An 18658-nucleotide genomic window follows, 5' to 3' on the forward strand; every position below is an offset into this window, starting at 1 on the left:
GCAGTTAGCCACTTTTTTTTATTTTTTCTTATCAAACTGTTTTTGTAACTTTTCGATGATTTTTTCTGATTTGGTCTTGGGCATTACCGGATCAAGCTTACGCAAAACACTAAATAGTTGCTGCAATGCTTTAGTATCTTTTTGCTTAAACGATTGTTCATATAAATTGTCTAGTATACCTACAGCTACATTAATGGCACGGTTGCCATATTCATCTTTGAAGTCTTGAGTATGGGCAAGAAAGTACTTAAACTCTCTAGACTCAGGGTCGCGGGTATAAGACGTCATAATTTTGAACACATTTTTGTCATACAGCAACTCTTTATCGGTTACTTTTTTGAAGTAATTTTTTGCTACACTTGCTTCGGCATTATCTACAGCAGCCAGGTATTTAGTCAAAAACTCCTTACTACGATCCCCTTTTGCAAATTTTTCGTGTAAAGCAGGAATCTCCAGAGCACTTTTACCTACTTCAATAAATTCGGTAGGTTTCATATACCCTAGTTTTTTGTACACCAATTTACCCTCACCGTCTACAAACAAGTAAGTAGGCATGGCAGTCACTTTGTATTTAGACGCAATAGGGCGTCCCGTCGTAGAGTCTACATCAATTTTTACTGGAATAAAATTTTTGTTGTAATAATCGCCTACTTCTTTTTTAGTGAATACATTTTTGTCCATCATTTTGCAGGGGCCACACCAAGTGGCGTAAGCATCTATAAAAAGTAATTTTTTTGTCTTTTTGGCTTTTGCCAAAGCTTCGTCCCAACTGCCTTTAAAAAACTGAATGCCTTGCTTATCTTCTGTAATAGGGTCTTGGGCTATAGCCAATTGGCTGACTGTAACCAAGACAATGACTAATAGGAGTGAGTTTTGAATAGTTCTTTTCATAATAGAGTAAAATTAAAAATATGCAACCAAATGCCTCACTTGAGTCTTTGGTTTTTTAACACTTTATTAATTATAAGTACCGGGGCAGATTGCTTGCGGCTACTTAATAATGATTATTTAAAAGAAAACGTGTATACGAAGTGCAAAAGTGTGGCTATCGCCAAACTATGCCTTTATTAATTTGATAAACAGACTTTCAAGACCTAAAGTTTAGGTAAGAGTGGCTAATAACATTTTATTAATGCTTTTTGGTGCGGGCAAAAGTTCGTTTGCGGACTTGAAACCAAACCAAACCAAACAATACGATCAACAAAGGGGGCACCAGCATATTGAACCACTGCCATTTAGTACCATCTTCTTCTATTCTTAGCTTGTCTAGCGGGCGCAAAGTGATTTCTCGGTTCTTGGCTTCAATCAGGTTACTCTCATTGACCATGTATTCTATCACATTGACCACAAAGTCGCGGTTTTCAAAGAATACCTTGTTTTTTCCTATATAACCTATCCCCAATTGAGTAGGAACTACTTGTTTTTTAGGGTTAATACGGGCGCCATTACGGATAAAGTCCCCATCACTACATACAAACACCTGGGTAGGTTGGCTCTGGTCTTTTTTTAGTTTTTTGTGTTTTTCCCGGTAGGGGTATTTGGTAGGTACTGGCTGTCCGGCAAACATAGATTTGAAGCTGCCCTCGAGCATATACGCTACAGGCAAGTGTTTTTGGGTATACTGGTTTGGGTCAGGTTTTTTTTGTGCCTCATTGTACACTATTAAGGCAGGAGTTTTTCGTGTCTTCGAGTATTTAGAGGTGAGCAATAAAGGCGTTTTCTTTATCCCGTTTGCTTTTACAGTGTCTATAGTACTGGCCATTTTTAGCTCTACCATTCCTATGTTTTTAGTCGCCAGGTGTTTACCAAACTGATTGATAAAAGGTTGGTAAGTCCAACGTACTGGTTGGAAGTTAGGACGATTGCCCATATTGCCTATATTCATAGGAATAGAACTGCTCTGTAAATCCATTATGAGGTCACTATTGAGGCGTACCCCGTATCTAAACAACAAGTCGGTAAGGTTATGTTTGTAAGGAAAAGTAAAAGAGCCAGTGCCTCTCATTACACTGTCCATGTGTACCCCCACGGCATCTACAAAAAACAAGGCTTTACCCCCGTTCATAATATATTGGTCTAGCTTGTACTTATCTACCCGCGAAAAAGCACTGTCTGGCTTTGCCAACACCACCGCATCCAGGGTAGAGTCAATTATCTCGCTGTAGGGCAAGTTTACCCGGTATATTTGGTAGTTTTTAAGCTTGAGCGCACTCTGAAGGTCAGCTACCCGCAAAGGATTTAGCTCGCCGTGCCCCTCAAGAAAACCTATACGTTTTTTGCGACTGCCTGTAATCTTTTGAATTGCCGATACCAGATTAAATTCTACATTTTCGATAGACTGCTTAATCATTTGTTGCTCTGCAACGGCGTTGCGGTTGCGGTGTTCATAAATATTTTTGAGCAGGATGGTACCCATTTCATACTGTTTGTAAAAAATCAACGCTCCCGGATACACTGCTTTTACAGTACGGGCATCTTTTTTATTGGCTTCTACTGAGGTAGGGCGTACTCCTTTTACTGCAAGGCTATCCAGAAAAGCCTTGCCTTTTTTGCGGTCGCTAAAATCAAATGGGTTTACAAAACGGTATTTGAGCTTATTGCCTGCATATATCTTAAACTCATTGAGTGTTTCACGAATAGCTGTCTGCAAGCGTTTGTAGTCAGGAGGAAGTTCGCCTTCAAGGTATACATTGATAGACACCTCGTCGGGTAGGTTTTTTAAAAATTTTTTGGTGGCAGACGAAATGGTGTACCGTTTTTCTTCGGTAAGGTCCAGGCGGAAGAAAAATTGTCCCGCAACCAGGTTCAATACCAGGATGACAGCCAACCCTATAGCAAATTGTATTAGATGTTTTGAACGCATACAATAATCTCAAACAATGATTTTTACATAAAGTGTTTTTGATAACGTGATCAAGCACTTTTTTGTATTTGTACAAATATAATCTTTTTTGATCTTGCCCTAAGAAACTGCCTTTTTTTTTAACAAATTTGTGTCAAACAGTATTCTTATTGAACATGTTTACGGTTTATGCTTTGAAATCAAAAATTTAATTTTTGATTTCAGGCGAGGCGTGTAAGACGGAGTTTAGCAACGCTAAATGAGTATTTACACAACGAAGCATGTAATCAAAAAGCTAGTTTTGAATCATTTGGAGAAACCTTAAACAAGCTCATTGTATGAAAACCCTACTATGTGTGGTTACTGGGATGCTATTGTGGAGCTGCCAGGCTAAAAAGCTGAGTCAGCGAGAGGTGACTATCTATCAAACCCTGCGTGAAGCTGCCCAACAACAACGCCAGGATGTACACTATTTTATCCGACAAGCCCCTGACTCGCTGGAGCAGGTATACCAATTAATTGTAAAAAAAGCCACTGCTATAGACCAGGCATTGGTAGCTTTGAACGATACATTGGTGCAACAGGCTGGCAAGGGAGTAGATGCCCAAACCCAAGCACCCAAACAAGCCTATGAAATCACCCAAACCCACCAAATACTTAAGCCTAAGTTGGGGCAGTTAAACCAAACATTGAGGCAGTATAATGAGTTTTTGAAAATGAAGGCAAAAGGGGTGCCTGTGCCCGATCTTAAGGTGTATGACGAAAAGTTGTACAGTCGTTATTTTGAAGGCGCACACTTGATGCAATGCTTGCATATGTTGCAGCAAATAAGAAATGATGTATGGTTTAACGCCAACCTGGTGAGTCAACGGTTGAGCTATTAACGAAACAATGAGCTATTTTTCCAGATGGATTGCCTGTATGTTGGGAGGGATTTTTTGCCTCAGTAGCTGCAGCAATGCCAACAAACCCTTGAACCCGGCACGGGAACAAAAAATACTCGAAACTTTGCAACAACGCAGTCATTGGTGGCACCAAGAGCACAAGTGGTTTGTAAACAATCTAAAACAGCACCCCAACCATCCGGCTAAAGCCCAACTACCTGCCATTGAGAAATTGCTGAATCACACCCACGAACTGGTAGAGTATATAGAGCGGGTAAAAGCCGATTTGGTCAGGGTGATTGGTAAAAATAAACACCCTGAAACCGGGTTGCCTGTACACCTCAACAAAAAACCTGAAGTAGGGCGTTTTTTCAAATACTTTGAGTCTGAGTTTCATGCCAACTATTCGTTGTATTATACCCAGCTCAATCAACAACTAACGGTTGCCCGTAAGCCTACAGTGGCCAATAGGTTTGGTGGGGCAAACGGGCTTGACAACTATGAAGCAGCCTTTGGTGATACTGCGCTTATAGAAGCTCTACAAACCTTGGTTTTGTTACAGATCAAGGCTTTCGAAGACGCACGCCTTTTATGGAAAGATGCCGGGTTTGATCACCGGAACTTTGAGCCTGCATTGTGAAACACTTTTAGAACAAGTTTTATGAAAAACACCCCCAAAAAACTACCTGTCCTGTGCATCGAGCAGTTTAAGAACGACAAGCCCTATTTGCCTTATTTTTATATCAAGAAGTTTGAAGAGCACGTGCGTGACTACGATTTTATCAGCAAGTCGCATCGCCACGACTTCTTTTTTATGGTCTACTTTACCCAAGGTACGGGTACTCATACCATCGATTTTGTAACTTACCCCATCCAGCCTGGTCAGGTGTTTTTTATGTCTCCAGCGCAGGTACATTCCTGGGAGCTCTCGGCAGACATAGATGGCTTTGTGGTGTTTTTCAGTGCTGAGTTCTACCTCAAAGACTTTGCGCAACACAAGTTATTTAATTTTCCGTTTTTTAATACTACCCAATACCAACCCTTGTTAGAGCTACCTGTTTCGCACACGACCATGGTTTCTCAAATATTTGAAGAAATGTATGTCGAGTTTAGACAACAAGCCAAACAAGTAGACGAAGCATTGCAGTCTTACCTCAATATTTTGCTGGTCAAGCTTTCGCGCATTTATCAGCAACACACCGCTTCCAACATTTCCGGACACTTGATGCATCAAATCAGGCAGTTAGAAATGCTCATCAATGAGCATTATATACAAGAAAAAAGTGTACAGGCTTACGCCAAAATGATGCACCTGTCGGTAAAACAACTCAACCACATCAGCAAAACAGCCCTCAATAAGTCTACCTCAGAGCTTATTCAAGACCGGGTGGTGTTAGAAGCCAAACGTTTGTTGGTGCATTCTGACTGGACGATTGCTCAGATAGGAGCATACCTGGAGTATTTTGACAATGCGTACTTTGCCCGGTTTTTCAAAAAAGTGACGGGGCTTACTCCTGACCAGTTTCGTAAAGCGGTCTGATTTGTACCACAAAAACCGCCATTTGTCCAGCCAATTGCCTCAGGCGTATCATTAACTTTGTAGCCATAAATATTAACAAACAGGAGCGCATTATGAACAAGTTAATAAATATGATCAAAGGCAACTGTCCACATTGTCAACAGGGCAAAGTTTTTACCCATCGGCAATTCTACCATCCTACCAGGTTTAGCGATATGCACGAAAAGTGCGCACATTGTGGAGGTTCATTTTTGCCCGAACCAGGATTTTATGTAGGGGCTATGTATGTGAGCTATGCATTGGCCATTCCAGTAGCTTTTTTGTTGGCAATGGGGTTATATTATGGGGCGGGCGTATCAGACGTGTCGGCCATGGTAGCCATGATTGTGGGCATTGTGTTGTTTACCCCCATTAACTTTCGCTTGTCGCGATTGATCTGGTTGTACTTGTTTGGTACGGCAAAAAAATACCAGGAAAAACCAACTATAAATATGTCGAAAGATCAATCATATTCATCATCACATCAGGCTAATTGATATACCTTAATCGATACATATAACTATGAAATGAGCTTTCAACCAGTGATCTTATGCGCTAATTATAAACATATTCTTATACAACAAAACCCCGGCAGAAAGACTACCGGGGTTGTTTTTTAAAAACTATAAAGTCTACCTAAATTTTACTGTTGTCCACCTTCAGGTTTGTTTGTATCGTTTAGGTCGTCCAGCGAAATATCTTGTACATCAGGCATCTCCTCTTTTTCCTTTTTATCATCGGCAAGCAACTCTGCCTCTAGTGCTTTCATGGCTTCATCATCCATTCCACCGCTGGCTGGTGGAGTACCCGATGTTTTCATTTTAGCGAGTAAAGCATCCATTTCGGCAGATGTATCCGGCGTTTCTTTAGTTTCGGGTGGTGTGCTTGTATTGGTTTCGGTAGCAGGGGTTTCCACTGTGGGTGTTTCTACAGTAGGGGTTTCCTCCTGTGGGGTCTCTACGGTAGGAGTTTCTACTACTTCAGGTGCAGGCTGACTCTCCGCTGCTTTTACCTGAGCAGCCAGTGCTGCTGCTTCAGCATCTGCTGCCACCTGCGCTGCTTTGGTGTCCAGTTGCCCCATTAATGCCTGGTTTTGTTCAGCCATTTGGCGCATGTGAAACACCGACCTGATAGACACTTTCTCAGTATTGAATGTATACAGTATTTTATAATACCCTACAGTAATGAACTTATAAGGTACTTTTTCGCCACTCAACAAAGGTTCAGGCTTGCCCGCTTGGTAGGTTTCGTGCAAGTTGTCGGCACCTGCTACTATAGTCTCAATAGTGGTTTTTGCTGCGGCAGGATCAACAGCTGCCAAACGTTGGTGAATTTGCTGCAAGTCTACTTTGGCAGCACCAGTCCAGATAGTTACCATGTTTGTACCTCCTCTTTAAAGTTCACGTGATTAATAACAATTCCTTGAGCTTCTGACAGGTTAGCGGCATTGATCTTTTTGTAAAAATCAATGACCGTAATAGGGCGTAAGTTTTGTTCGCTGGCACCCTCAACACCCGAACCAGTGATTTCGGCTTTGACAGGTGCTTTTAGAGGTTGCCCGCTTTCGTCGAGTGCTTTTACCGACGACACCGACCCCATGGAGCTTAACATTTGCACCAGGTTTTGTACGCTGTCGTAGGAATCTATATCGATTCTTAGGTTTACAATCATTGTATGTGTAGGTTATTTTGTTACAAAAAAAGTTGTTTGCTAAGTAACGTGTTCAAAATAAGTTTCTGGTTTTTAGGGCAAATACGCACGACTGACTGAGGCATTTTTTGCGCTCGTAGCAGCGCTACGGGCAATAAAAATAACGAAAGGCAGTAAAGCGGATTTATTCTAAAACGGACAGTTATTGCGAACACGTTACTAAGATAAAAAAATTGGAAGGTTTTAAAAATGGTTTGATAACTCTTCTACAATGTTTGCCCGTTATTTATGGTTGTTGTCCTGTGGCAAGACGCCAACTATCTATCAGTGTGGGTAGGTTCAAGCCCAAGATAGCTGAGATTTGCTTTTGAGCGTCACAGTGAAAACCTGAAAACTCTACAAGACTATTTCTTCCCTCCAGGACTATCTTCCAATAAACGCCCAGTAAGCAATAACACATTCATTTCGGCAAGTTTGGCTCTAAACTTAGCGTTGATCAGGTTTATCTTAGCCCTTACAAGCCCCAGTTGAGCTTCGCGAAAGGCAGTATTGGTAGCCTGCCCCAGTTTGTAAGAAGACTTTACCGCATTGAAGTTTTTCTGGGCAATAACCGCATTTTGTTGGTTGAGTTTCATTACATTGAGGTTGTTTTGGTAGTTGGCGTACGCATTGCTAATGTCGCGGTCTACCTGTTGTTTTACTTCTTCAAACTGTGTTTTGTTTACATCCAGCGATATTTTGGCATTTTCAATGTTTTTCTTGCGACGATTGCCGTCAAATATGGTGTAATTGATTGTGAGCCCGGCACTTAACCCCAAGCTTTGATTGACCAAAATAAACCCTGCTTGATTTTGGTTACGACTATAGCCATACGAAGCATTCAACGATACGGTAGGCAGGTTTTGCCCCTTTGCCAACCTTAAACTTACCTCTGACGAAAGCCTGTTCTGGCGAATATTTTTAAGTGCTACATTTTTATTATAAGCCTCTTGTTTGAGTGCTTCGAGGGTGGCAATTGCCTTAAACTCTCCAGGAGAATCTACGACAAAGTCTTGGTTGAGGTCACGACCCAAAAACACATTGAGGTTGCGTTTGGCGTTTTGTAATTGCTGCGCCAACTGTATTACCGTAAGGTTGTCGTTGTTGAGCGATACCTCGGCATTGAGCACATTTACACTGTTGGCCGATCCAAATTCTTGCCTGCTTTTGGCGCGTTCCAGGCGATCTTTCGATATTTTTACTGCTTCCTGGGCTACCCGGTAGTTTTCCTGTAGCTCGGCTATGTTATAATAACTTGCCACCAAACCCACCAGTACACTTTGTTTGGTTTGTTGCACATTGATATTACTTTGCTCGGCGGCTACTTTCAGGTTTTTATAATTGAGCTGATTTTGACCACCGTTGTACAACACATAGTTGGCAGCCACCGATGCGTTGGTTCCTACCGAAATGGCTCCATTTTGTGATTGGGTGTCGCCACTGGCAAACTCAAAAGTAGCGTTGTTGTTGCTATAACTGACGCCCCCTTGGGCAGTGACGGTAGGCAACAAACCAGCATTGCCTCTGTACACATTGTTTTGGGCTATACTGGCTTGTTGTCTGGCCCGCTTAAGACCCAGGTTTTGACTACTTGCCATTTGCATTGCCTGAGTTAAGGTGAGTTTTTCCTGTGCCTGAGCAGCACGGTGGGTAGTTAAAAGGCAAGCGATTACCCAAACAACTGCGTATATAGGTTTAATAGATTTCATGACGATGTTAATGGTGATTATTTGATATGGTAAGCAAAAATATATTGTTATACCTGACAGGTGTTAAAAACCCATCAGGTATGACTTACTATTAGTTTTTTTCTTTTTGATTCTCTTCCTGTTGGGCGAGTGGAGCAAGCGATGACGCCCCATTGGTGGCATGTTGTCCGTTGGTGTGTTGCCCATGGCCGTTGATAATATCGCCCTGAGCAATGGCTTCGCGTACAGCGGGTTCTACCATTTCGGCGCTGGGCTTTTGCCCTTCCCACAGCCATAGTACCAATACATTGAAGCTATTGAAGATGACCAACAACACCGGAAGCAATAACAGGGTAATAACAGTAGCTATAGCCAAGCCATACGCCAGTGAAATGGCCATAGGAATAAGGAATTGAGCCTGCATGCTTTTTTCAAGCATCAATGGGGCTAACCCGGCAATGGTAGTGAGTGAGGTAAGCAAAATAGGACGAAAACGCGACAGCCCGGCTTCGTATACGGCATCGAGGTATTTTTTACCTTCTTTGAGCGAGCTATTGACTGCACTCACAAACACCAGGGCGTCGTTAACCAGCACTCCAATTAAGGCAATGACCCCCAACATAGACAAAATACTGATGGCCATACCGTGGGCTACATGCCCCCAGGCTACCCCTACAAACCCAAATGGAATAAGTAGAATAACCGCCAGGGTTTGACTAGCCGAACGGAAGGTAAACATAATGAGTGCAATCATAATGATTAAAATAGGCGGCCCTGCCTTGCCAATTGACGCTCCGGTCTTTGCCGAAGAACGGCTTTGCCCTTCGTAAGACACTTGTACCGATTTATATTTGGCAAGAATTGGAGGTAAAATCTCGTCGCGTACTTTGGCTATTACATCAGTAACCGAATAATTGGGGTTAGACAAGTCAGCTTCTACTTTGATTTCTTTCTTGTTATCCAAGTGATTGATGGCAATCACGCCTCGTTTTACCGAAAAGGTAGCCAGATCTTTTAAGTTGTAGAAATTAAAAAGGGTATAAAAAATTGAATTCCAATTAATTATACCCATAATTCATTGCAAAAGGTTATTATTATATCTCCTAAAACATCATAATAGCTTTTACAATGAATATACATTTTAAAAAAACTTTCGTAAAGAACTATCCTCTTTAGTAAAAAAATATTTTCGTGGTCATTTTTGTGAGGAGGTCAACATATTTACTACCATTTCGGAAACATTTGATAAATCGTGTTTGAGTTTAGAGGAATGCACTAAACTAGAAAAGCTTCTGCAGGTTTTTTATTTGGGTCAATTGGTAGGTTTACCTACTTTGAACAGTATCTTAGTGAAGCATGGGGTTGTGAGCAATTCTGCTCAAATCAGCTATCAAAAGTTGGCTTCTAATTTATCTATTAGCACCATTCGGAAGCTATTTGAAGAGGTTTTTTCGGCTCAGTTGGGTCAGGTACTCCAAGAAATGAGTGAAAAAGATTCAAGTTGTTGGTCAAAAACAACGGTCACTGTTGTGTTGGATGATAGCGTGTTTCGGTGTTGGCTATCTTCTCAGAATCATTTGAAAGATTTTGAGGAGTGCTACGGGAAATTTTTTAGTGGTCAGTTTGGTACAAGTGTGTATGGTTTTCGGGTGTTGACCCTTGGGGTGAGCATTGATGGGGTATTTTACCCACTTTTCTTTGATTTTATCAAGAAGAAAACCTCCAACGCTTATCAGAAACCAGCAAAAGTAGCTCAAAAGCTTGTGAGGCGCTGGGGAGAATATCGCAAAAAGCTGACTAGAACTGGGTATGATTTTCCTACACTTCACCTGAGTTGTGACAATGGATATAGTAATGAGGCTTTGGCAGAAAGTTGTGCCCAAAATGGACTTTGTTACATCAGTGTAACCAAAAAATCTCATTATGTGGTAATAGAGGGTCAAAAGGTAAAGCTCTCTGATTGGATTGAGAAAGAATTTATCCCAGCAGAGCAAGCTCATCAAGCGAGTCAAAAAATGCTTCCTGAGGAAGATAAAACCACTTTTAAAAGGAGAATAAGTGCCTATTATTGTAGCAAGAAACAAGCTGTAACTTTGCTGTTTTTTCGGCTCAATGGATCAAAGAAAGTAAGTGTTATTTATAGCACAAGTAAACATATTTTCGCCAAAACCTTGCGAAGACACTGGTTTCAGAGAACTTATATTGAACAGTTTTTCAAATTACTCAAACATGTGCTCCAAATTGGGGAAGCCAGAACAAAAGACAAAAAAGGTTTTGAATTCAAGTTATACCGATTTTCTTATGTAGCCTTGCACGCACAAAAACTGGTGAAATGGATCAGAAAACAAATGAAGGGTTTTAACAAAAAAGGGTTCATTACCATACAGCGAACCCTTAATTCAGACCCGGATATTTTAGACCTTTTGCAAGAAAAATTAATAGCAAACATTTGTAAATCAAATAGTTATAAACAATGAAATAATTACAATTTAAGAAATACTCTTGCCCATTGACCAAACGAATGCGCATGTTTTCCAAGTCGCTCATCGACGAACGGTCTTGTTCGGCATAACGCACCCACACTTTTACTTCGTCTATGCCGCGCTGCAGGCGTTGTACCTCACTACCAAAGAAACCTTGTCGCACTTGCCCTAAAATGTCTTGTACCCTGAGCCCCAACTGGCTTGCCTTGTCTTTGAGCGATATATCGATCTCGCGTAAACCCTGTTGGTCGCTGTCTACTACATCCTTCAAAATCTTCATTTTTGACATTTCCTCTTTGAGCTCTTCTTTGGCAGCGTCCAGTTCTTTGCTGTTAAGCCCTAACAAAGCAACCGATACAGCCCGCCCAAAAGGAGAGGAAATATTGTAAGATACTTTCTCGGCAAGAGGAATGGCTCCTGCTTTTTTGCGAATGGCATTAGAGATGGTAAAACTCGCCACGGGTCGTTCTTCGCCTCCCAACAGGCTAATGTTTAGGCTGGCGTCGTAGGTGGTAGGTCCCAGGTTACGCTGAATTTTCACAATCATGTCTTTGCCATGCTTTTTCTTCAACTCTTTGTTTACCTCCCAGGCGGCATCTTCTATATGTTTGATCCACTTGCCCGTGATGTCTTCTCTGGTTCCGGCGGGCATGGTAATGCTCACTGTAAGGTCGTCGCGTTCTACAAAAGGAAAAAATGTGGTGCGAATGATACCTCCTTTAAAAGCCCCTAGGGTAACCAAAAACATGGCAATGAAAATAACTACTGTAAAGAATTTATTTTGTAACGAAAACCTGAGTACTGGGGCATACAATGTATTACGCAACCAGTTCATCAGGTTAGAGGTAAACCGTTCTACTTTGGTAGGCTCTTTGGTTTTGAGCGCTTTAGAATGCGATATGTGGGCAGGTAATATAAGGGCACCCTCTACCAATGAAAATATAAGGGTACAAATGACTACAAACGCCATATTGCTAAATATATCGCCGAGGCGACCTTCGATAAAATAAAATAGCGAGAATGCTACCACTGTAGTCAAAATGGCTGAAAATACCGCAGGCAATACATTCATAGTGCCATCTACAGCAGCCTGAGTGGGGTCTTTGCCCTTTTCGTACTCTTGGTAAATGCTTTCGGCAATCACAATACCGTCGTCTACCAGAATACCGATTACGAGGATCATTCCAAACAACGAGATAACGTTGATAGACATGCCCATAAATGACCCCAGGATAAACATACCCATAAAACAAATAGGAATGCTAATGGCTACCCAAAGCGCCAGGCGATAATGTAAAAACAAGGCAAGGAACACCACTACCAATATTGCCCCTACCAACCCATTGTTTACCAAAAGGTCTATCCTTTGTCGCAAGTAGTCAGACCCATCACGGATGATGGTAGCTTTGACTACCTCATTGTTGGCGTTGTACTTTTCGAGGTACTCTCTTACCTTTTCGGTAATATGAAAAATATCTTCGTTGATGGTGTTCTGTACCGTTACCACTACCGAAGGTTTTTTGTTGAGAAAGGTGCGGCTGGGGTCGCTAGATGCCCACTGATCTTTGATGGTGGCTACATCAGACAAACGCACCATTTTACCCTCAGGTGTATTTTTCAACACAATGTTTCGCAAGTCCTGGGCGTAGTAGTTTTTAGACTTGGCTCTGATCAAGAGTTCCTCTTTTTTTCCTTTTACTTTACCTCCGGTAATCTCCAGGTTGGTTTTACGAATAGCATCAGAGGCCTGGGCAAAAGTGAGTTGATAAGCCCGCAAATCGGCTTCACGAAAACTCACTTCTATTTCTTCGTCAGGAAACCCACCCAAAGACACCTTAGAAATACCATCAATTGCCCTCAACTCGTTTTCTACATCACGGGCAAACGTTTTGAGGGTTTTTAAGTCTACATTGCCACTGAGCGCAAAACTAATGGCAAGGCTTAGGTTTTCTCGTTTGTAAATAATGGCGGGCTCCATACCACTGGGGAAAGAGCTGATTCGATCTAACGAGTTTTTTACATCCTGTAGTATCTTATCGGTTTTGTAGTTAGAGGCTACTTCTACATTGACCGAGCCACTGTTTTCGCTCGACACTGACGATATACGCTCTATGCCGGTCAAGCCTTTTAGGTTATCTTCTATCTTGGTTACAATCCCCTCTTCTATTTCTTCGGGCGAAGACCCAGGGTATACTACTTGAATGCTAATGTTCTTGCTTTCGGTTTCGGGAAAAAAGGTAGAACGAATGTTCTTGAGCCCAAACCAGCCAAATAGCAAGATCAGCACCATGAGCAGGTTTCCAGTAATGGGGTATTTTATAAAATAAGTTACTATGCTTCGCATGATATGCGTTGATTTATTACGAATGAGAGAATTACGAATTATGAGTGCTTAGTGATGAGCACCTAATGGAGACTGTGCCAACCTCCCGCTTATAGAGCACCTGACCACGGATTTCTAGCTAATTAATTCATAACTAATTGAAAATAAGTATCCTATGAATTTATTAGTTGCCTATATAACAGGGTGTACCTAGAACTTTGCACTTAGTCCTTAGAACTTTGTCGGAGCTTCCACCTATATGTTTTGAAAACCATTGTGTCATAAAAATATGGAAGCATGTAGGGTAACCTTCAACTTGCTGTTTATCGCTTATGCCACCGATATGCATCGGTATTTAGTAGCTACTTATGGAACAGGACGAACCTAGCCCCTAGAACCCAGTCCCCAGCACCAACCCTTCTAAATCTACTGACTATGACTATCCGCTGCTTTGACCTTCATTCCCACAAAAGCCCCTGATACGGCATTTTTGGGCAATAAAGCCCCCTCTTTGAGCCCTTGTACCACTACATTGTTGCCTGTGTAACGCAGTATTTTCACCTCTTGCAAAGCAAGCGCCCCCTCTTTGATTACATACACTTGATTTTTGTTGACAATGAGGTTGCGTGACAATGCAACCGCCTCTCTGATAGTGGCAGCGTTTATTTCTCCTTTGAGATACATACCTTCCCGCAGGTTTTTGCCCGTGGTACCCACAAATACTTTAACAGTTTGAGTAGCAGCATCCATTTTATCACTAATTCTGCGTATGCGCCCTGTCCACTCTCCGCCAATGTCTTCAGAATATAACTTTACCTGATCGCCAATATTTACTAAGTCAATGTCTTTGAGACTCACGGTGGCTTCAAACTCAAAGTTAAAAGGGTTGATAAATTCGCCTAGTTTTTGCCCATTACGCACCAATGTGCCAGGGTAAATACTGGCTTCGGTTACTACTCCGGTAAAAGGGGCGTATACATTGTATTTTCTGAGGCGGGCTTCGGCACTTTTGATGGTATAGTATTGGTCGTAAATATTTTTTGCCAGAATAAAGTACTTTTCTTTGGTGCCCGATGTTTTAGGCAATGGCACAATGGCTTGCTCTATCTTGAAATCATCTATGTATTTTTGCCATTTCTGAAAAGCCTCCGGGTAGTCAAGTTTTAGATCGGGCAACAATTGAGTGATGGCATTGAGCAAACGGCTTTTTTGCGACAATATATTCAGGCGGGCTTCCTGGTCATCAATGCTTACCAGGATAGCACCTGCTCCAAATCGGTTGCCTTCGCGGAAACGGTTGCTGCTTTTGCGTAATATGCCCGAAACTTCGGCGTATACGTCCATTTTTTCATAAGACATAAGTTTACCAGTGACAGTAATAGGGGCTTGAATCTCCTGATTGCTCACCTTGATAGTTTCTACAGTGGGCATCACTTTTTTGGGTTTCCCCTTGCGACGCTTTTGGGGCTTGTTGTCGCTCAAAGATTTGTTGATTGCCACTGCTCCTCCCAGAATAACAAAAGCAACAATCACAATAATAATCTGACGTGTTTTCATGATATATATTTAGTACACTTTACCTTGGCGATAGGATGAAAAATATCTTTACCTACAGAAATGGTCTTTTGTTTTCTTGAAACACCATATCTTGTACAAACTACTTACTTTAAAGGTAAATGTGCCAGCGAATATTTTTTTTGTATAATTGTATTTTAACAAAACTATAACATATTAATCCTATAACCGATGAAAGGATGTTTTGTTAAACACAAGCTGGTTGAACGTTACAAAAGTAGGGCTTTGCCTGATGAATAAATACCCAAAAAAGTTTAGCTTATACCCAAAAACGACATTTTGAAAAAATCAACTAAAATAATTAGGTGTAGGCTTACAAGGGCAAGTACTCAATAAAGTTGAATTTAGGTAGAATTGTATTTTTTTAATAACTTAATTATGATAGATTGCTTTATTGTTCAATGGTTGGACAGTTCACGAAGCATTTTTTTTCAATTAAGAATGGGCGAAACCCTACCAGGGTTTGCCTTGAGTGTTGCACCAGGCAATATGAAACCTATAAACCCATAAAACCATGAGCCAACCCAAAACCAACCGTTTTTTTATAGCCCTTGCTTTTGCTTATTTATTGGCAAGCCTTTGTACCACTTATTTTATGATGGGTTTTGCCCAAAGCTATCAACAGCATAAAACCAGCTACACCGAAACCCTTAACTTTCAGGAACGATTGCTCAACGCCCGCGAATGGATGTTTGCGTCGGAGTGGGAGCCCAAGAAAGCCCAGGCTGCCGCTACCTTTAAAGAAGCCCAAGCCGATTTTTTGCGTGCCCAACGCTGGGCTTACCTGGGAGCAGCCCTGGCAGTTATCTTTATTATATTAGTGGTGGTGTTTTTTCAGCGGCACCCCTTATTTTACCAAAAACTCAGCTTTACTTTTATAGTCATTGCGTTGGGGTGTTTGGGGACAGGCATTTTTGCGCCTATGCTCGAAATAGAAGCTTTTTCGCAAGACCTCACCATTCCGCTAAAGACCCATGTAAACCTGGGCATTACCAAAGTAAAAGTTGACCTGTCGAAAACTTTTGATGGACGAATGTATTTTTATTACCAAAACAAATCTATCGTAGAATTGATCAAGCTTTTGTTCCAGAAGAAAAGCTTTTTGGTAGGCGGAGCCATTTTAGGTTTTAGTGTGCTGATACCCTTGTTCAAACTCCTGTTTTCTGTTTTATTGCTCTCGTCGGGGTGGGTGCGTCATACCACGTGGGTGCAACAGTTGGTGAGCGGTATAGGCAAATGGTCAATGGCCGATGTGTTTGTAGCCGCCATTTTTCTTGCTTATTTGTCTTTTCAACACATGAACGCGGGCATCGACACCGAAAGCAACCTCTTATGGGGTGCCTACTTCTTTTTAGCCTATTGCGTATTTTCTATTTCGTCTACCTACTTTATTAGCCAGGCTATCAAGAAGGAGCTGTTTTAGGTGTATAGCGCTGGTAGGGTTTGGGGGTAAGCTTAACGGCAACTAACAAGTTGATCCATTAAATGCGTGTAGTTTTATTAGTTACTGAAGTTACGCAGACCTCCCTATTTTGATGTTTATATGGCTTTATTGCTTAATGGTTGGGCGACACATTGCGCAACAATATAGCCATTCAACAATAAAAACATGTGATCTTCAGAAACCTGCGTAACTTGAGTTAGTGAGTACCTGTTTCTGTTAAAGCCTATTCAACCTTCACCAACTTGGGTTTTGATTGAGTTGTATTCATAAAGTAACAGGTGTTTAGTGTGCTTTTCTCTATTTACCGTACCACTCTACCTCTTCTTCGTACAAACGCTGACTTAAGTCTTTGCCTGCATGCAATTTTTTAAATAAAGTAACCTCGTGGCGACTTTGTGGTCCCCCACCAATACGCACCAATGAATCTATGTATTGTACAAACGCATTAGATTCATCGCCAAACTTTTCACCCACAATTATTTGTTTCTTTACAGGGTAAACCCCAGCACGTACTCTAAAAGCTTGACTTGCCGAAAATCCCACCGTATCCATCCCCAATCTATCAGCAAGCACATAGGCTAGTTGTGGCACCCCCATATTGGTAAAACCACTGACAAGTTCATAATTTTTATTTGGGTGGTTGGCTATAATTTGAGTGATGATTTTTTCGAGCTTTTCAGCTGCTGTTTTTTTATCAAACTGATTGCGGCTAAAGCCTACTACGCCTATGCTAAGCGTTTCACTTGCTACCTTATTTTCTCCCATACCTTCAATAACTTAACTTCTTCGGTTTCCCAATAAATCTCTGTTGTGTTTGCTTTGTGCTGGTAAAAATGTTGTTGACAGGCTTGCGACCAATATTGAGGAGCTACTGCCAAATGATCAAAGTCAAGCAATTGTCCAGCATCGTATTGTTGTATAAAACCTCTCCATGCCTCATTGGTTTGCACCAACATAGGCGTTTGCAACGCCACACACTCATAAAACTTGGTAGGAATCCGGTTTTTTACACTTTGATTTACCCGATAAGGCAACAACGCAAAATGGGCTTGTTGCAAGTGGGCAATAATGCGGGCATGAGGTACCGGAGTTCGACTGGTTGCTAACTGAATAAAGGAGTTTTGGGTAGCCAATTGTTGCAGTCGTTGCCAGTCTTGAGCCTTGGGGCAATGACCCACAATCACCAGTCGAATGGCAGGAACTTGTTGGTGCAAAGTTTTTGCCCACTCAATGGCGCTAAATACCCCATACCCCTCAGATACAGTACCCGAATAGACCAACAATCCGGTCGTTCGCTGACCATCCCTTACCTGCGTTAATCGGTTAATTTTATTGGCAACTACCGTACTTTTAGTTTGCACAAAGGGCATTTCGGTCAGGTAACAGGCTTCTGCCAAAAGATAATGCCTTATTTTGGGGTGCACCAGGCGTTCTATTGCCCGAATGCCCCACGCCAGCGGTAAGCGTAGCCACCAGGCAAAAACCTGGGTATAACGCACATTGCGGTAGTAGTTTTCCTGTACGTCGTATACAATGTGCACCTTGCGAAACCAACTGTATAGATACACAGGCAACAGCAACTCAAAAGTTGCCACGACTACTACCTGAGGTTTGAGCCGCCATAGTTTGCGTAAAAAGCGAATGCCCGCCCCCAGGCGTGTCCATGACAAGCGGTTAAACTTGTATAAAGGGTGAAAGTGTACATTTTTGGCAAGGGGTTGGGTGGTTTTTGCCGAACAAAAGCCGATGAAATGAAAGGTGTCTTGTGGCGAGTGTTGGGCAAGCGATTGTCCTATTTTCTGATACAACCGTACATCGTTTACGGGCTTGAGTATAGAGGCTAATACAATGGTACGAGACATATAGTGATACTTCAAACAGGGTAAAAAGTCAAATTTTCAGATGCATCGCCTCCGTAAGGTGGGGACACCTACGGATCAATACAAATAAGCTGTTGATTGTAAGCGATATACAAATTTTATAAGAAAGCTATAGTGCTCAAACCATTCAAACAATTGACTTTTAGATTATCTTAACTGAAAAATTAATAACTAATTGAAAATAAATATACTATGAATTATTAGCTACCTACAAACCGAATCTACAGCAGCTTGCTGTGATGAGCCCAACGCAGCTAAACAGGTAGTAACACCGATATTTACCGGTATCTAA

Annotated in this window: 16 protein-coding genes; 6 read left to right on the top strand and 10 right to left on the bottom strand. The window is 41.6% G+C overall.

Features of this window, described 5'->3' with window-relative positions; translation table 11 throughout:
• Positions 1 to 18 precede the first annotated feature (18 nt).
• Together M23134_RS38460 and gldG are read right to left on the bottom strand one after the other, a co-directional pair.
• A complete protein-coding gene (locus M23134_RS38460; RefSeq protein ID WP_002698661.1) occupies positions 19 to 891 on the bottom strand; it encodes a thioredoxin family protein in 873 nt (290 codons plus the stop codon).
• Positions 892 to 1129: 238 nt separating this feature from the next.
• Positions 1130 to 2863, bottom strand: coding sequence for a gliding motility-associated ABC transporter substrate-binding protein GldG (gene gldG / locus M23134_RS18565; protein ID WP_002698663.1), 1734 nt, complete (start codon positions 2861 to 2863; stop codon positions 1130 to 1132).
• A 317-nt stretch (positions 2864 to 3180) separates the two neighbouring features.
• On the opposite strand from gldG, the gene M23134_RS18570 reads away from it, so the two are divergent.
• The 4 genes from M23134_RS18570 (at position 3181) to M23134_RS18585 (ending at position 5781) form a co-directional block, all read left to right on the top strand.
• Positions 3181 to 3726 carry a hypothetical protein gene (locus M23134_RS18570; RefSeq protein ID WP_045113847.1) on the top strand — a complete coding sequence of 182 codons (546 nt, stop codon included), beginning with the start codon at positions 3181 to 3183 and terminating at the stop codon, positions 3724 to 3726.
• A gap of 7 nt (positions 3727 to 3733) precedes the next feature.
• Positions 3734 to 4366, top strand: coding sequence for a hypothetical protein (locus M23134_RS18575; protein ID WP_157558542.1), 633 nt, complete (start codon positions 3734 to 3736; stop codon positions 4364 to 4366).
• Positions 4367 to 4387: 21 nt separating this feature from the next.
• Entirely contained in the window at positions 4388 to 5266 is an 879-nt protein-coding gene (locus tag M23134_RS18580; RefSeq protein WP_002698667.1) for a helix-turn-helix domain-containing protein, read from the top strand.
• 92 nt (positions 5267 to 5358) lie between these two features.
• Positions 5359 to 5781 carry a DUF983 domain-containing protein gene (locus M23134_RS18585; RefSeq protein ID WP_053337327.1) on the top strand — a complete coding sequence of 141 codons (423 nt, stop codon included), beginning with the start codon at positions 5359 to 5361 and terminating at the stop codon, positions 5779 to 5781.
• Between the two features lie 146 nt (positions 5782 to 5927).
• Here M23134_RS18585 and M23134_RS18590 read toward each other — a convergent pair whose 3' ends face one another.
• The 4 genes from M23134_RS18590 to M23134_RS18605 all read right to left on the bottom strand — a co-directional run bounded on the left by M23134_RS18590 (position 5928) and on the right by M23134_RS18605 (position 9733).
• Positions 5928 to 6662 carry a type II toxin-antitoxin system RelE/ParE family toxin gene (locus tag M23134_RS18590; RefSeq protein ID WP_002698670.1) on the bottom strand — a complete coding sequence of 245 codons (735 nt, stop codon included), beginning with the start codon at positions 6660 to 6662 and terminating at the stop codon, positions 5928 to 5930.
• Positions 6656 to 6955, bottom strand: coding sequence for a hypothetical protein (locus M23134_RS18595; protein WP_002698672.1), 300 nt, complete (start codon positions 6953 to 6955; stop codon positions 6656 to 6658). The genes M23134_RS18590 and M23134_RS18595 overlap by 7 nt, the downstream gene beginning before the upstream one ends.
• A 383-nt stretch (positions 6956 to 7338) precedes the next feature.
• Complete coding sequence (locus M23134_RS18600) at positions 7339 to 8682, bottom strand: TolC family protein (protein WP_002698674.1); 1344 nt, start codon at positions 8680 to 8682, stop codon at positions 7339 to 7341.
• 91 nt (positions 8683 to 8773) lie between these two features.
• Positions 8774 to 9733: an efflux RND transporter permease subunit gene (locus M23134_RS18605; RefSeq protein ID WP_002698675.1), complete on the bottom strand. Its 960-nt coding sequence runs from the start codon at positions 9731 to 9733 to the stop codon at positions 8774 to 8776.
• 262 nt (positions 9734 to 9995) lie between these two features.
• On the opposite strand from M23134_RS18605, the gene M23134_RS18610 reads away from it, so the two are divergent.
• The gene (locus M23134_RS18610) at positions 9996 to 11138 is read left to right on the top strand and encodes a hypothetical protein (protein ID WP_157558275.1); all 1143 of its coding nucleotides are present in this window, start codon (positions 9996 to 9998) and stop codon (positions 11136 to 11138) included.
• Here the strand turns inward: M23134_RS18610 and M23134_RS18615 are convergent.
• A complete protein-coding gene (locus tag M23134_RS18615; protein WP_002698676.1) occupies positions 11056 to 13488 on the bottom strand; it encodes an efflux RND transporter permease subunit in 2433 nt (810 codons plus the stop codon). The genes M23134_RS18610 and M23134_RS18615 overlap by 83 nt on opposite strands.
• A 405-nt stretch (positions 13489 to 13893) precedes the next feature.
• Complete coding sequence (locus tag M23134_RS18620; protein WP_002698677.1) at positions 13894 to 15024, bottom strand: efflux RND transporter periplasmic adaptor subunit; 1131 nt, start codon at positions 15022 to 15024, stop codon at positions 13894 to 13896.
• 532 nt (positions 15025 to 15556) lie between these two features.
• Between M23134_RS18620 and M23134_RS38465 the strand changes: the two genes are divergently transcribed.
• On the top strand, positions 15557 to 16465 hold the full coding sequence (locus tag M23134_RS38465) for a paraquat-inducible protein A (RefSeq protein WP_002698679.1): 909 nt from the start codon (positions 15557 to 15559) through the stop codon (positions 16463 to 16465).
• A gap of 318 nt (positions 16466 to 16783) precedes the next feature.
• Here M23134_RS38465 and M23134_RS18630 read toward each other — a convergent pair whose 3' ends face one another.
• Entirely contained in the window at positions 16784 to 17251 is a 468-nt protein-coding gene (locus tag M23134_RS18630; protein ID WP_002698680.1) for a hypothetical protein, read from the bottom strand.
• The gene (locus M23134_RS18635; RefSeq protein ID WP_002698682.1) at positions 17233 to 18348 is read right to left on the bottom strand and encodes a glycosyltransferase family protein; all 1116 of its coding nucleotides are present in this window, start codon (positions 18346 to 18348) and stop codon (positions 17233 to 17235) included. Before M23134_RS18635 ends, M23134_RS18630 begins: the two co-directional genes overlap by 19 nt.
• Positions 18349 to 18658 lie beyond the last annotated feature (310 nt).

This window comes from Microscilla marina ATCC 23134 (assembly GCF_000169175.1).
In the GTDB taxonomy this organism is placed as follows: domain Bacteria; phylum Bacteroidota; class Bacteroidia; order Cytophagales; family Microscillaceae; genus Microscilla; species Microscilla marina.

Excerpts from the sequence above, each read along its gene's own strand:
- M23134_RS38460 (WP_002698661.1), bottom strand. The coding sequence starts at position 891 with ATGAAAAGAACTATTCAAAACTCACTCCTATTAGTCATTGTCTTGGTT.
- gldG (WP_002698663.1), bottom strand. The coding sequence starts at position 2,863 with ATGCGTTCAAAACATCTAATACAATTTGCTATAGGGTTGGCTGTCATC.
- M23134_RS18570 (WP_045113847.1), top strand. The coding sequence starts at position 3,181 with ATGAAAACCCTACTATGTGTGGTTACTGGGATGCTATTGTGGAGCTGC.
- M23134_RS18575 (WP_157558542.1), top strand. The coding sequence starts at position 3,734 with ATGAGCTATTTTTCCAGATGGATTGCCTGTATGTTGGGAGGGATTTTT.
- M23134_RS18580 (WP_002698667.1), top strand. The coding sequence starts at position 4,388 with ATGAAAAACACCCCCAAAAAACTACCTGTCCTGTGCATCGAGCAGTTT.
- M23134_RS18585 (WP_053337327.1), top strand. The coding sequence starts at position 5,359 with ATGAACAAGTTAATAAATATGATCAAAGGCAACTGTCCACATTGTCAA.
- M23134_RS18590 (WP_002698670.1), bottom strand. The coding sequence starts at position 6,662 with ATGGTAACTATCTGGACTGGTGCTGCCAAAGTAGACTTGCAGCAAATT.
- M23134_RS18595 (WP_002698672.1), bottom strand. The coding sequence starts at position 6,955 with ATGATTGTAAACCTAAGAATCGATATAGATTCCTACGACAGCGTACAA.
- M23134_RS18600 (WP_002698674.1), bottom strand. The coding sequence starts at position 8,682 with ATGAAATCTATTAAACCTATATACGCAGTTGTTTGGGTAATCGCTTGC.
- M23134_RS18605 (WP_002698675.1), bottom strand. The coding sequence starts at position 9,733 with ATGGGTATAATTAATTGGAATTCAATTTTTTATACCCTTTTTAATTTC.
- M23134_RS18615 (WP_002698676.1), bottom strand. The coding sequence starts at position 13,488 with ATGCGAAGCATAGTAACTTATTTTATAAAATACCCCATTACTGGAAAC.
- M23134_RS18620 (WP_002698677.1), bottom strand. The coding sequence starts at position 15,024 with ATGAAAACACGTCAGATTATTATTGTGATTGTTGCTTTTGTTATTCTG.
- M23134_RS38465 (WP_002698679.1), top strand. The coding sequence starts at position 15,557 with ATGAGCCAACCCAAAACCAACCGTTTTTTTATAGCCCTTGCTTTTGCT.
- M23134_RS18630 (WP_002698680.1), bottom strand. The coding sequence starts at position 17,251 with ATGGGAGAAAATAAGGTAGCAAGTGAAACGCTTAGCATAGGCGTAGTA.
- M23134_RS18635 (WP_002698682.1), bottom strand. The coding sequence starts at position 18,348 with ATGTCTCGTACCATTGTATTAGCCTCTATACTCAAGCCCGTAAACGAT.